This window comes from Enterovirga sp. (assembly GCF_035325185.1).
GTDB lineage: Bacteria > Pseudomonadota > Alphaproteobacteria > Rhizobiales > Beijerinckiaceae > Enterovirga.
Window position 1 is genome coordinate 1 of sequence record NZ_DAOLAJ010000106.1, and the last position, 11,741, is coordinate 11,741.

Here is an 11,741-nt window from a genome sequence, read left to right on the forward strand (position 1 = left end):
TAACTGGGTTTCGGTCTGCTGGTCGGCGGAGCTTGGCCTGTTCTGCGCCGTGGCCACTACCGGCACCGGCAACCGGGTGATGACCTCGCCGGACGGGATCAACTGGACCATCGGAACCAGCGGGGCGGACAACACATGGTCGAGTGGCTGCTGGTCGGCGGAGCTTGGCCAGTTCTGCGCGGTGGGCCTCAGCGGCACCGGCAACCGGGTGATGGCGTCGTCCTCGGCGCATCTCTACTGGCCGGCCCATCCTTCCGTATCCGCTTCGCTCTCCGCGGCCGGCACCACACAGGCAACGGCGCGCGCCCTGACGAGCGCGGTCTCGATCCTGACCACGGTCGCGAGCGGCTCGGGCGTCGTCCTGGCGCTCTCGGATCCGGGCACACGGCAGGAGGTGCTCAACCGGGGGGCCAACGCGCTCCTGGTCTATCCGCCCTCCGGTGCGCAGATCGAGGCGGCCGGCACCGACACCGCCGTGAGCCTGCCGGCCGGGGGCCGCGCCGCCTTCCTCTGCGCCTCCGCGACGCAGTTCTACCAAACCTGAGCCAGGGAGATTGCGATGTCTTTCGAGATCGGAACCCGCGTCGAGCGCCGGGAGCAGCGGGACGTCACCGGCGCCACCATACTGGCGCAGGACGAGGGCGGATACGTTCTCATCGCCTATGACGAAGGCGGCGAGGGCTGGTGGCCGCCCGACGCCCTCGACCTCGCGCCTTCTGAATAGGCCGGCTCCACCGCCCCTTCGCCGCCTCCGGGCGGCTTCCTTGCCCGCCTTGCGCGGGCTTTTGCTTGTCGGAGCCCTCCATGGCCCTTCCCAAGAACACCTCCCTCTTCCGCCGCGATGCCCCGCGCTACATCGCGTCCCTGATGCGCGATTTCGGCCTGACCGACATCCAGGCCGCCGGTTTTCCCGGCAATTTCGGCGTCGAGAGCGCCGGCTTTACGCGGATGCAGGAGATCGCCCCCCTCGTGAAGGGCTCGAAGGGCGGCCTCGGCCCGGCGCAATGGACCGGCCCGCGCCGCCGCGCCTACGAGGCGTGGTTGAAGCGCAAGGGGGCGAAGCCAGGCGATTTCGAGGCCGATTACGGCTTCCTCTTCCGCGAGCTGAAGGACGGCGAGGCCGGAGTCATCGCCGTGCTGAAGAAGGCGAGGACGATCGAGGACGCTGTCCGCATCGTCATGGAGAGGTACGAGCGGCCGGGCATTCCGCATTTGGATCGGCGCGTCGAATGGGGCCGCCTTGCGCTCAACGCCTACCGGGTGCAGCCGAAGACGGCTTCCCCCGTCCCGATCGCATCGGCCGCGAAGCCCGAGGTGGTCACCGTCCTGCCGCAGACGGCGCCCTCCACATGGTGGGAGCATCTGATCGGCCTGCGCAAGCCCTCCGCCCTCCTCGGGACGAACCGGGGCGACACGACGCTCTTCCGGGCCCAGAACCAGCTCCTGGCCGCCGGCTATACCGAGGTCGGCGACCCGGACGGATTGTGGGGGCCGAGCACGAAGACGGCCGTGGATGCGCTCCTGCGCGAGCAGTTCCCCGCGATCGCGCCACCCGAGGATTGGCCGCTCTCGGACGAGATCCTCGCCGCCATCGCCAAGGCGGAGAGCCGAAGGGTCGCGGAAGCGCGGGCGGCGGTCACCGTGGCTCAGCTTCGCGCCCGCGGCTCGACCCCGATCAGGGCCCCCGTGGACTTGACGGTTGGCGGAAGCCTCCTGTCGGCGCTCGGAATCGGCAAGGCCATCCAGGAGACGGGCCTGCCGGAGAAGGTCGCGGCGGCCTCGGAACAGGCTTCCGACGTCCTGTCGGGCATCCAGGCGGTAGCGGGCCTCGCCGGCTCGGCCTTTTCCTTAGCCTTCAGGTTCTGGTGGGTGATCCTGCTCGCGCTCGGCCTCTGCGGGATCGCGCGCGGTGTGAAATGGGCCCTGGAGATCCGCGCGCTCGTCCGCCAGGGCACGATCCGCCAGACGGCCCTGTAGAGGCCCCCGGAGATTGCCGGGCGATGCCGGGAGGAGGACGATGCTGCGTTCCACGGGTGATCCCGGGCTCGACGCCCTGATCGCCGCCCATCCGGAGCTGAGGGGCCATATCGAGCGCGAATTGCGCTACGGCCAGACGCGCTGGGCCGAGGTTTGGCTCGCCTGCATCATGACGGTCTACGGCGCCGTCCTCCTCGGGGAAGGGGGGACCTTCGCCCAGCCGAGCTATCGCATCATCCGCGATCTCGTCTCCGAGGACATGGCGGGGCTGATCGCGATCCTGGTCGGCACCGCGCGCCTGATCGCCCTCTGGTACAACGGCAGCCGCCGGCGCTCTCCGATCGTGCGTCTCGTCGGGTGCAGCGGCGGCTTCCTGTTCTATGCCGGCCTGACCGCCGGCTTCGTGCTGGCCGCCCCGCCCGTCTCGACGGGGATGATCTACGCCGTGCTGGCCGTGGCCGAGCTTCATTCGTCGAGCCGCTCGGCCCGCGACGTCAGCGTGCTCGACAGCCTGGGCTCCAGGAGCAGGAGGCGCGCCCGTGAGCAGCTGGCTTCCCGAGGTTGAGGGCTGGGTGAAGGTCGCCGGCATCCTGGTCGGCGTGGTGATGGCGATCCTCGTCCCTGTTCGCAGCTGGGTCGTCGAGGACCGGCGCTACCGCGCGCAGATGCTGGACGCGACCGCCGGCCGTCCGGGAGGGGGCGCCTGGTGCGGCCCGGACGGGACGGAGGACCTCGCCGCCGCCTTGCGCGACTGCGCCGCAGCCATTCGCGAGGCGATCCGGGCCGAGGAGGCGCGGAGCCACGAGCGTCTCGCCCGGGCCATCGACCGCTTCGTCGACCACGCCTGAGGTCAGCGCAGCCGCCAGCTCGACGGCCAGTAGCCGTTCTGCTCGGCGAGGACGACGAGAAGGACGACGGCGAGGGTGGCGGCGACGACGGCGGGCCAGTTCCGGCCCGGCATGGCCTTGCCGACCAGGAGGAGGCAGGCGAGCATCGCGACGACGATGACGATCTTGTCCAAGCAGAGGCTCCTACGTTGCGCAAGGCGCCATAGCATGGATGGAGCGCCTCCGTCCGTTCAGCGTGAATTCAGCACGGATGGCTCATCCGGGGGCATGTTCTGGGCCTTGGGAATCATCTCGCTCGTCATGGGGACGTCTGCCGGAGCGCAGGCTGCCGACGCCGTCGCGAATGCGCGCTCCTGCCTCTCCTACGGAGATACGGCCGAGGTGGTGGCCTCGCGCAAGGTGATCGCGCCGGGGGAGGCGATCGTGGCCGCCCGCCATGCGGTTCCCGACGGGGACATCCTCAGGGCGTCGCTGTGCCGCAAGTCCGACGCGCTCGTCTATCGGCTCACCGCCATCCGCGCCGACGGGCGCGTCGTCCAGGTGACGGTGGACGCGCCCTCGGGCAAGGTGCAGATGGTCCACTAGGCGCGCCGGTGTTTCACGAAAGCGGCGGCATGCCGTAAGTGATCGCGATCGCGCGCCGCCGTTTCGCGGCAGCGGCGCGCCTTGGGGAAGCTGACGTGCGCCTACTCCTCGTCGAGGACGACCGGAACCTGAACCGGCAGATCGCCGCGGCGCTGACGGGCGCCGGCTATGCCGTCGACAAGGCGTTCGACGGCGAGGAGGGCCAGTTTCTCGGCGAGACGGAGCCCTACGACGCCGTCATCCTCGATCTCGGACTGCCCATCGTCGACGGCGTCTCGGTGCTCACCAGCTGGCGGCGCGGGGGGCGGAAGATGCCCGTGCTCATCCTGACCGCGCGGGACAACTGGAGCGACAAGGTCCAGGGCTTCGACGCGGGCGCCGACGACTATGTGGCCAAGCCTTTCCACATGGAGGAGCTTCTGGCGCGTATCCGCGCCCTGCTGCGCCGCTCGACCGGACATGCATCGAGCGAATTGGTCGCCGGCGCGGTCCATCTCGACACCCGCTCGGGCAAGGTCAGCGTCGAGGGCGTCCAGGTGAAGCTCACCTCGCACGAATACCGGCTCCTCTCTTACCTGATGCACCATACGGGCCGGGTCGTCTCGCGGGGCGAATTGACGGAGCATCTCTACGACCAGGATTTCGACCGCGATTCCAACACGATCGAGGTCTTCGTCGGGCGCCTGCGCAAGAAGCTCGGCGTCGAGCTGATCCAGACCGTGCGCGGGCTCGGCTATCTCATCGAGGGGCCGGGGACGGGCGGGGCCGACAGGAAGACCGGCGCAAGCGGCTGAGCGGGCGCCGTGCGCATCCTCGCCGGGCGCTCCATCGCGACGCGGCTCGTCCTCTCCTCGCTTTTCTGGAGTTCGATCGTCCTCGTGCTGGCGGGGCTGATCCTGTCCGCCCTCTACCGGCAGACGACGGAACGCGCCTTCGACGACCTGCTTCTCGTCTATGCGAACGACCTCGCGGCCCAGCTCGTCTCGCCCGATCCCGAAAAGCGCGAGGGCAGCATTCTCGGGGATCCGCGCTTCGAGATCCCGCTCTCGGGCTGGTACTGGCAGGTCGGGCGGGTCGAGGCGACACAGCGCGACATGCGGTCGTCGCGCTCGCTCGTCGGCAACACCCTGCCGAGCCTCGCCTCCTCGGCGCCGGACCGGCCCTTCGGCGAGACGCGCAAGGATGGACGGGAGGGCCCCGAGGGGCGGATCCTGCGCCTCGTCGAGCGCGACATCGACCTCGGCGAGGACGGGCGCTACGTGGTCCGCGTCGCCGGCCCCTCGGACGAGATCACCGCGACGGTGACGCGGTTCAACACCGCGCTCGTCGTCACCTTCAGCCTGCTCGGCCTCGGCCTGGGCCTTTCGACCCTGCTCCAGGTGCGGTTCGGATTGCGCCCGCTCAGCGAGTTGCGGCGCTCGGTCTCCTCCATCCGGCGCGGGGAGGCGGACCGCATCCAGGGGGCCTATCCGGGCGACGTCGCGCCGCTCGCCGAGGAGCTGAACCTCCTCATCGACAGCAACCGCGAGATCCTGGAGCGGGCCAGAACCCAGGTCGGCAACCTCGCCCACGCGCTGAAGACTCCCCTCAGCGTCATCGTGAACGAGGCCGGCGAGACCGCAGGCGAAGGGGCCGACCGCATCCGCGAGCAGGCGATGCTGATGCGCGACCAGGTCGATTACTACCTACGCCGCGCCCGGACGGCCGCGCTCGCGGGCACGCTCGGCGTCTCGACGGAGGTGAAGCCGGTCCTGGAAGGGCTCGTGCGCACCTTCGACAAGATCAACCGGGGCCGCGGGGTGGCGATCTCGCTCTCCTGTCCCGACGGAGTTCGGATCGGCGGCGAGCGCCAGGATCTCGAGGAGATGGCCGGCAACCTCATCGACAATGCCTGCAAATGGGCCGAGGGCGCGGTCGCGGTCGAGGTCACCGTGCATTCGCTCCGCGAGCGCGCGATCGTGCGGATCGCGGTCGAGGATGACGGCCCCGGCATGCCGGAGGCCGCCCGCTCGAAGGCGCTGAAGCGGGGCGGGCGGCTCGACGAGACGAAGCCCGGCTCGGGGCTCGGCCTGTCGATCGTGGTCGATCTCGCGGGGCTCCACGGCGGCGGCCTGATGCTCGAAACCTCAGGCGCGGGCGGCCTGCGGGCCGTGCTGCAACTGCCGGGGGATCGCGGCGAGTAGTCGCGCGGGCGCCACGCTTCGGCACGGTTCCCGCCGCTGTGGCCTCTTGCCGCTTTCTGCCGCGCGGTGGCCCATTGTATGTCCCTCGGATGCTCCTGTGGGTCTTCCTGGCGGTGATGACGGGCGCGGCCGTGCTGGTCGTGCTGTGGCCGCTCTCCAAGCCATCCGCCGACCGCCGGCTCGACGGGGACGTGCAGTTCTACAAGGCGCAGCTCGCCGAGATCGAGCGCGATTGCGGGCGCGGCCTTCTCGGCGAGGCGGAGGCGGAGGCGGCCAGGATCGAATCGGGGCGGCGGCTCCTGCGCGCGACCTCCTCGGAGCGCGAGAGCGCGGATGCGACCTCGGAGCCCGCCCTGCGCCGGCGCCGCGCGGCCTCGGCGCTCGCCTTGTGCCTCGTGCCGATCGTGGGGCTCGGGGTCTATGGCGGCTACGGCTCGCCGGAACTGCGCGCGCGCGTGGCCGAGGCGCCGGCGGGCCCGGCCGAATCGCAGGCCCGGTTCGAGGATGCCCTCAAGCGCGTCGAGTCCCATCTCGCCGCCCACCCGGACGATGCGCGGGGCTGGGACGTCCTCGCGCCGATCTATCTGCGCATGGGGCGCTACCCGGACGCGCTGCGGGCCTATTCGCAGGCGCGGGAGACGGGCGGGGACAATCCGGCCCGGCTCCTCGGCGAGGCGGAGGCGCGGGTCGCGCTCGGCCAGGGGGCGGTCTCGTCGGAGGCGAAGCTCCTGTTCGAGAAGGTGATCGCGGCCGATCCGAAATCGGTGCCGGCGCGCTACTATCTGGCCTTGGGGCGTGAGCAGGCCGGGGACCGCGACGGCGCCCGCTCGGCCTATCGCGAGCTGCTGGCGGGGGCCGAGGACGACGCTCCCTGGGTGTCCCTGCTTCGCACCCGGCTGGCGCGGCTCGAGGGGGCGGCGCCCGCGCCGCGGGTCCCGACGATTCCGGTCGCCGATGTACCGCCCGAAATCCAGGCGATGGTCGCAAGCCTCGACGAGCGGCTGAAGACGAATGGCGGCAGCGAGGCGGAATGGGCGCGCCTCGTGCGCTCGCTGGTCGTCCTCGGGCGCAGGGAGGATGCGAGCGACCGGCTGGCGCGCGCCAAGGCCGCGCTGGCCGCCGATCCCGAGGCGCCCGGCCGGCTCGACCGCCTGGCCGGCGATCTCGGCCTGACCGGGGGGGGCGTGCGGCAATGAGCGGGCTTCGCCTCGTGCCTGCCGCCTCCGTTGCCATGCTGTGGCTCGTCCTTGCCGGCGCGGCCCTGGCGGTGCAGCCGGGCGAGATGCTGGCGGACAAGGGGCTGGAGGCGCGCGCGCGCAGGATTTCCACCGAGCTTCGCTGCCTCGTCTGCCAGAACCAGTCGATCGACGATTCGGATGCGCCGCTCGCCCATGACCTGCGGCTCCTGGTGCGCGACCGGCTGCGGGCGGGGGACAGCGATGCGCAGGTCCGCGATTTCGTGGTCAGCCGCTACGGCGATTTCGTGCTGCTGCGCCCGCCGGTCAATGCCGGGACCTTCCTCCTGTGGTTCGGGCCCGCCTTCATCCTGGCGGGGGCGGCCCTGGGGCTCCTCCTGACGTTTCGCCGGCGGACCTCTTCCCCCCCGCCGGCCCTGACCCCCGAGGAGGAAGCTCGCCTCGCCGCCCTGGTCGCGGGCGGAGGTCCGGGAGAGGCGGAGAGCCGGCCCGGCCCCCGCTGACCCGTTCTCTCCTACGAGGTGAAGCCGATTCGCGCCGGTCCGGCGAGGGGCTTCTTCTTCCCGTAGGGCGGGGCGGGGATCGCCATATGAGCGGCGCGCAGGGCCGACGACCAGCGTTCGCGCAGGTCGTGGAAATAGGGTTCCCCGGCCTCGATCCGATGGATCAGCTCGGGCGCGATCGCGTCGCGGCGCACGACCGCCAGGTCGATCGGCGGCCCGACGGACAGATTCGAGCGCATCGTCGAATCCATCGAGATCAAGGCGATCTTGAGTGCGTCGTAGAGATCCGTGCGGTGGGAGATCGCGCGATCGAGGATCGGCTTGCCATATTTATGCTCACCGATTTGCAGGAACGGTGCATCCTGGCTGCATTCGATGAAATTTCCGGCAGAATAGACCATGTAGAGCCGCATCGGCCCGCCCGCGATCTGCCCTCCGAAGAGGAACGAGCAGTCGAAGCGCAAGTCGGCCTCCTCCAGCGCCGGCCCGTCGATGGCGCGCACGCGGCGGATCGCCCGGCCGACGAGCTGTGCGGCGCGGAACATCGTCTTCGAGGTGTAGATGGTCTCGGCCTCGCCCGTGTCGGGATGATCCAGCCCCTCCTTCAGGAGGCTCACGACGCTCTGCGTGATGGAGAGATTCCCGGCGGTGGCGAGGGTGAGGACGCGGTCCTCGTTCTGGAAGAGATGGAGCTTGCGATAGGTCGAGATGTTGTCGAGCCCGGCATTGGTCCGGGTATCGGCCACGATGACCAGGCCGGCTTCCACCAGCACTGCGGCGCAATACGTCATGCCTCACTCCGGCGCTTCCAGGGCACCGGCACGGGGACGAAAGCCCCGGCCCGGAAGATGAAAGGGCGTCGTCCTAGAGCATGCCGCGGAAAAGTCGAATTCGGTTTCCGACAGCAGCATGCAACGACAACGAGTTAGAGTTGGGAGACTTCGTTCCCGCCGCCCTGGCGGGATGTCAGCCCTGTTTTTGGGTCTGCCCCTCCTGCACCGGCTCGACGCGGACGCGCACCTCCATCGTCTCCCGTCCCCCGCCCCGCCGGCTTCCGCGCACGGGGGCGGCGTCGTTGTAGTCGAAGCCGATCGCGACGCGGACATGGTTGGTGCTCGGGCAGGTGAGATGCGTCGGATCGAATCCGACCCAGCCGAGATAGGGCACCTTGGCCTCGCTCCAGGCGTGGCCGGCCTGCTGGTCGTCGGCGATCCCGTCCGGGGCGAGGACATAGCCCGAGACGTAGCGGGCCGGAATGCCGAGATGCCGCGCGGCCGCGATGAAGACGTGGCTCATGTCCTGGCAGACGCCGCGCCCGAGCGAGAAGGCTTGCGCGGCGCTCGTCGAGACGCCGGTCGGCTCCTTGTCGTAGGCGAGCGCCTCGTGCACGCCGGCCATGAGCCGGTGGAGCGTCGAGAGCACGTTGCCGGAGCGGTCGCGGCGGCTCTCGGCGAAGGCGCGGATCGCATCGTCCGCCTCGGTCAGCGGCGTGTCCCGCAGGTAGCAGCCGTCCGGGACGAGCTCGACCGACTGGTGCACGACACCCGAGGTATCGGTCGTTTCCACCTCGCCCGCGGCATGGAGCGCGAATTCGCGGATCGGCTCGTCGGCGCAGAAGACATGGACGATGTTTCCGAAATGATCCGTCCCGGAGGAAAGCCGCCCCTCGATCGAGGGCTCGATGCGCCAGCGGGGCACGTGCTGGCCGTCATAGTCGCGCGGCGTCATCCGCAGCACCTGCATGATGCTGCGGGCGGGCTGCTCGTAGGCGTAGCGGGTGGCGTGTGAGATCAGGAGGCGCATGCGGGCCCGTCAGCTCAGATATTGGTCGGCGATGGCGGATCCGAGAGCATTGTTGGTGGCGATGAAATCCTCGACGAATTCATGCAGGCCGCCCCCGAAGATCCCCTCGATCCGCGCGCTCGACAGGCGGTCGAGCGTGGCGGAGGCGAGGCGCTGGCTCTGGCCCCGCCGCCCATAGGCGCCGGCGATCAGGTCGAGATGCCTCACGAGGATCTCATAGCAGTTGGCGAGCGAGCGGGGGAGCTGCCGGTTGAGGATCAGGAGATCGGCCACGAGCCAGGGCTTCACGCTCTCGCGATAGACCCAGTGATAGGCGGTGACGGCGGAGACCTCGCGCAGGATCGTCGCCCATTGATAGTAGTCGAGGCTCCCCCCGACCCATTCGGTCTGGGGCAGGAGCAGGTGGTATTTGACGTCGAGGATGCGGGCGGTGTTGTCGGCGCGCTCGATCGCGCCGCCGAGCCGCGTGAACCAGAATGCGTCGTTGCGCAGCATGGTGCGATAGGACGAGCCGTCGAAGGACAGGACCACGCCCTTCACCCAGTCGAGGAAGCGCGTGAATTCCTCGCGGTCCATGCGCTTGTCGAAGTTCCTCAATTCGAGCCATGCGCCGTTCAGCGCCTCCCACATCTCGACCGTGAGCGCGGTGCGCACGGAGCGGGCATTCTCGCGCGCCGTCTGGATGCAGTTGAGGATGGAGGAGGGATTGGCCGGATTGAAGGCGAGGAAGTCGCGGACGGTCTCCTCGTCCGCGACTTCGTAGAGGCTGTGGAAGAGGTCGAGGTCGCAGGAGGAGGCGACGGCGCTCTCCCATTCGTTGCTCTCGCCCAGATAGGCCTGGGGGAGGGCGGTCAGGCGCAGGGTGGCGTCGAGGGTCCTGGCGATGAAGTCGGCGCGCTCGGTATAGCGGGCGACCCAATAGAGGCTGTCGGCGGTGCGGGAGAGCATGGGCGTCGGAACCGGTCCGGGAGGGAAGGGAGGGGCGATCGGTCGCGGCGCCCTCAGGCGTCGTCGAGGACCCATGTGTCCTTGGTGCCGCCGCCCTGGCTCGAATTCACGACGAGGGAGCCCTCCTTGAGGGCCACGCGGGTCAGGCCCCCGGGCACGATCCTGATCTGGTCGGAGCCGCTCAGCACGAAGGGGCGCAGGTCGACATGCCGCGGCGCGACGCCCGATTCGACGAAGGTCGGGCAGGTCGAGAGCGACAGCGTCGGCTGGGCGATGAAGCCTTCCGGCGAGTGCCTGATCTTGCGGGCGAAATCCTCGACCTGCTCGCGGGTCGCGTGCGGGCCGACCAGCATGCCGTAGCCGCCCGACCCGGCCACCTCCTTGACGACCAGCTCGGGCAGGTGGTCCAGCACGTATTTGAGCGCATCGGGCTCGCGGCAGCGCCAGGTCGGCACGTTGTGGAGCAGCGCCTCCTCGCCCGTGAAGAAGCGCACGATGTCGGGCATGTAGGTATAGACGGCCTTGTCGTCCGAGATGCCCGTTCCGACGGCATTCGCGAGCGTCACGTTGCCTGCCCGGTAGGCATTGATCAGGCCCGGCACGCCGAGGACGGAATCGGGACGGAAGACGAGCGGATCGATGAAATCGTCGTCGATGCGCCGGTAGATGACGTCGACGCGCGTCGGCCCCTGCGTCGTGCGCATGTAGACGACGTCGTCCCGCACGAAGAGATCGGACGCCTCGACCAGCTCCACGCCGAGCTTGTCGGCGAGGAAGGAGTGCTCGTAATAGGCCGAGTTGTAGCGGCCAGGGGTCATCAGGGCGACCACGGGATCGCCCGTCTGCCGGCCCGGCGAGACCGAGCGCAGGGTCGCCAGCAGCGCGTCGGGATAGTTGTCGACGGGCGCGACCCGGTGGCTGGCGAAGAGTTCCGGGAAGAGGCGCATCATCACCTCCCGGTTTTCCAGCATGTAGGAGACCCCGGACGGCGTCCGGGCATTGTCCTCGAGGACGTAGAACTCGCTCTCGCCCGTGCGCACGACGTCGATGCCCGCGATGTGGACATGGATGTCGTGGGGGACGCGGACGCCCTTCATTTCCAGGCGGTATTGCGGATTTCGGAAGATGAGGGCTTCCGGCACGATCCCTGCTCTGATGCATTCCTGGGCGCCGTAGATGTCGGCGAGGAAGGCGTTGAGCGCCCGCACGCGCTGCTTCAGCCCGGCCTCCAGGAGGTCCCATTCCGATTTCATCAGGATGCGCGGGATGACGTCGAAGGGAATGAGGCGCTCGGAGGATTGATTCTCGCCATACACGGCGAAGGTGATGCCGATGCGCCGGAAAAAGTGCTCGGCCTGGCTGCGGCGCGCGTCGAAGGTGTCGCGCGGCGTGCCGTCCAGCCACTGGCGAAGGCCGGCATAGGGGGGGCGGACCTCGGTCGACCCCGAGCTGTTCATTTCGTCGAAGCTTTCGATCAGCATGCTCGCCCCGGTCTTCTCGCGCGAGACTAGAGGCAAGTCGCGTTCCAACGGAAGCGCTAAAGCAGTTTCAGTCCCCGGAAGCTCGCATGCCCGTCCCGGCTGACGATGATGTGGTCGTGCACCGCGATCCCGAGCGGCTGGGCGATGGTCACGATCTCGCGCGTCATGCGGATATCCGCCTGCGAGGGCGTCGGGTCTCCCGAGGGATGGTTATGCA

16 protein-coding genes are annotated in these 11,741 nt (G+C 69.4%); 10 read left to right on the forward strand and 6 right to left on the reverse strand.

Translation table 11 applies throughout. From position 1 onward, the window contains the following. The 5 genes from PKD06_RS16260 to PKD06_RS16280 all read left to right on the forward strand — a co-directional run. On the forward strand, positions 1-544 hold a 544-nt coding region (locus tag PKD06_RS16260; protein ID WP_324381909.1), incomplete at its 5' end, for a hypothetical protein. Positions 545-559: 15 nt separating this feature from the next. Next, complete coding sequence (locus tag PKD06_RS16265; RefSeq protein WP_324381912.1) at positions 560-724, forward strand: hypothetical protein; 165 nt, start codon at positions 560-562, stop codon at positions 722-724. 80 nt (positions 725-804) lie between these two features. Then, positions 805-1,977, forward strand: a complete 1,173-nt coding sequence (locus PKD06_RS16270) for a phage tail tip lysozyme (RefSeq protein ID WP_324381914.1) — start codon at positions 805-807, stop codon at positions 1,975-1,977. Positions 1,978-2,017: 40 nt separating this feature from the next. Further along, positions 2,018-2,542 (forward strand): hypothetical protein, encoded by a 525-nt coding sequence (locus tag PKD06_RS16275; RefSeq protein WP_324381916.1) that lies wholly within the window; start codon positions 2,018-2,020, stop codon positions 2,540-2,542. Beyond that, positions 2,517-2,825, forward strand: a complete 309-nt coding sequence (locus PKD06_RS16280; protein ID WP_324381918.1) for a hypothetical protein — start codon at positions 2,517-2,519, stop codon at positions 2,823-2,825. Before PKD06_RS16275 ends, PKD06_RS16280 begins: the two co-directional genes overlap by 26 nt. A 2-nt stretch (positions 2,826-2,827) precedes the next feature. On the opposite strand, the gene PKD06_RS16285 is transcribed toward PKD06_RS16280, so the two are convergent. Continuing rightward, the gene (locus tag PKD06_RS16285; RefSeq protein ID WP_324381920.1) at positions 2,828-2,998 is read right to left on the reverse strand and encodes a hypothetical protein; all 171 of its coding nucleotides are present in this window, start codon (positions 2,996-2,998) and stop codon (positions 2,828-2,830) included. A 94-nt stretch (positions 2,999-3,092) separates the two neighbouring features. Between PKD06_RS16285 and PKD06_RS16290 the strand changes: the two genes are divergently transcribed. From PKD06_RS16290 to PKD06_RS16310, 5 genes are all read left to right on the forward strand, one after another. Beyond that, on the forward strand, positions 3,093-3,410 hold the full coding sequence (locus PKD06_RS16290; RefSeq protein ID WP_324381922.1) for a PepSY domain-containing protein: 318 nt from the start codon (positions 3,093-3,095) through the stop codon (positions 3,408-3,410). Between the two features lie 95 nt (positions 3,411-3,505). Then, positions 3,506-4,204 (forward strand): response regulator transcription factor, encoded by a 699-nt coding sequence (locus PKD06_RS16295; protein ID WP_324381924.1) that lies wholly within the window; start codon positions 3,506-3,508, stop codon positions 4,202-4,204. 9 nt (positions 4,205-4,213) lie between these two features. Then, positions 4,214-5,593, forward strand: a complete 1,380-nt coding sequence (locus PKD06_RS16300) for an ATP-binding protein (RefSeq protein ID WP_324381926.1) — start codon at positions 4,214-4,216, stop codon at positions 5,591-5,593. 89 nt (positions 5,594-5,682) lie between these two features. Then, positions 5,683-6,789: a c-type cytochrome biogenesis protein CcmI gene (gene ccmI / locus PKD06_RS16305; protein ID WP_324381928.1), complete on the forward strand. Its 1,107-nt coding sequence runs from the start codon at positions 5,683-5,685 to the stop codon at positions 6,787-6,789. Further along, entirely contained in the window at positions 6,786-7,292 is a 507-nt protein-coding gene (locus PKD06_RS16310; protein WP_324381930.1) for a cytochrome c-type biogenesis protein, read from the forward strand. Before ccmI ends, PKD06_RS16310 begins: the two co-directional genes overlap by 4 nt. An 11-nt stretch (positions 7,293-7,303) precedes the next feature. Here PKD06_RS16310 and PKD06_RS16315 read toward each other — a convergent pair whose 3' ends face one another. The 5 genes from PKD06_RS16315 to PKD06_RS16335 all read right to left on the reverse strand — a co-directional run. Continuing rightward, complete coding sequence (locus tag PKD06_RS16315) at positions 7,304-8,083, reverse strand: proteasome-type protease (RefSeq protein ID WP_324381932.1); 780 nt, start codon at positions 8,081-8,083, stop codon at positions 7,304-7,306. Between the two features lie 175 nt (positions 8,084-8,258). Further along, entirely contained in the window at positions 8,259-9,095 is an 837-nt protein-coding gene (locus tag PKD06_RS16320; RefSeq protein ID WP_324381934.1) for a transglutaminase family protein, read from the reverse strand. 9 nt (positions 9,096-9,104) lie between these two features. Further along, positions 9,105-10,043 carry an alpha-E domain-containing protein gene (locus PKD06_RS16325; protein ID WP_324381936.1) on the reverse strand — a complete coding sequence of 313 codons (939 nt, stop codon included), beginning with the start codon at positions 10,041-10,043 and terminating at the stop codon, positions 9,105-9,107. Between the two features lie 53 nt (positions 10,044-10,096). Further along, positions 10,097-11,524: a circularly permuted type 2 ATP-grasp protein gene (locus PKD06_RS16330; RefSeq protein ID WP_324381938.1), complete on the reverse strand. Its 1,428-nt coding sequence runs from the start codon at positions 11,522-11,524 to the stop codon at positions 10,097-10,099. Between the two features lie 56 nt (positions 11,525-11,580). Beyond that, positions 11,581-11,741: JAB domain-containing protein (locus PKD06_RS16335; RefSeq protein ID WP_324381940.1), on the reverse strand; the 161-nt coding region annotated here is incomplete at its 5' end.

Bases quoted from the DNA above. Each gene is read 5' to 3' on its own strand.
- ccmI (WP_324381928.1), top strand. From the start codon at position 5,683: ATGCTCCTGTGGGTCTTCCTGGCGGTGATGACGGGCGCGGCCGTGCTG.
- PKD06_RS16275 (WP_324381916.1), top strand. From the start codon at position 2,018: ATGCTGCGTTCCACGGGTGATCCCGGGCTCGACGCCCTGATCGCCGCC.
- PKD06_RS16320 (WP_324381934.1), bottom strand. From the start codon at position 9,095: ATGCGCCTCCTGATCTCACACGCCACCCGCTACGCCTACGAGCAGCCC.
- PKD06_RS16290 (WP_324381922.1), top strand. From the start codon at position 3,093: ATGTTCTGGGCCTTGGGAATCATCTCGCTCGTCATGGGGACGTCTGCC.
- PKD06_RS16310 (WP_324381930.1), top strand. From the start codon at position 6,786: ATGAGCGGGCTTCGCCTCGTGCCTGCCGCCTCCGTTGCCATGCTGTGG.
- PKD06_RS16330 (WP_324381938.1), bottom strand. From the start codon at position 11,524: ATGCTGATCGAAAGCTTCGACGAAATGAACAGCTCGGGGTCGACCGAG.
- PKD06_RS16315 (WP_324381932.1), bottom strand. From the start codon at position 8,083: ATGACGTATTGCGCCGCAGTGCTGGTGGAAGCCGGCCTGGTCATCGTG.
- PKD06_RS16270 (WP_324381914.1), top strand. From the start codon at position 805: ATGGCCCTTCCCAAGAACACCTCCCTCTTCCGCCGCGATGCCCCGCGC.
- PKD06_RS16325 (WP_324381936.1), bottom strand. From the start codon at position 10,043: ATGCTCTCCCGCACCGCCGACAGCCTCTATTGGGTCGCCCGCTATACC.
- PKD06_RS16265 (WP_324381912.1), top strand. From the start codon at position 560: ATGTCTTTCGAGATCGGAACCCGCGTCGAGCGCCGGGAGCAGCGGGAC.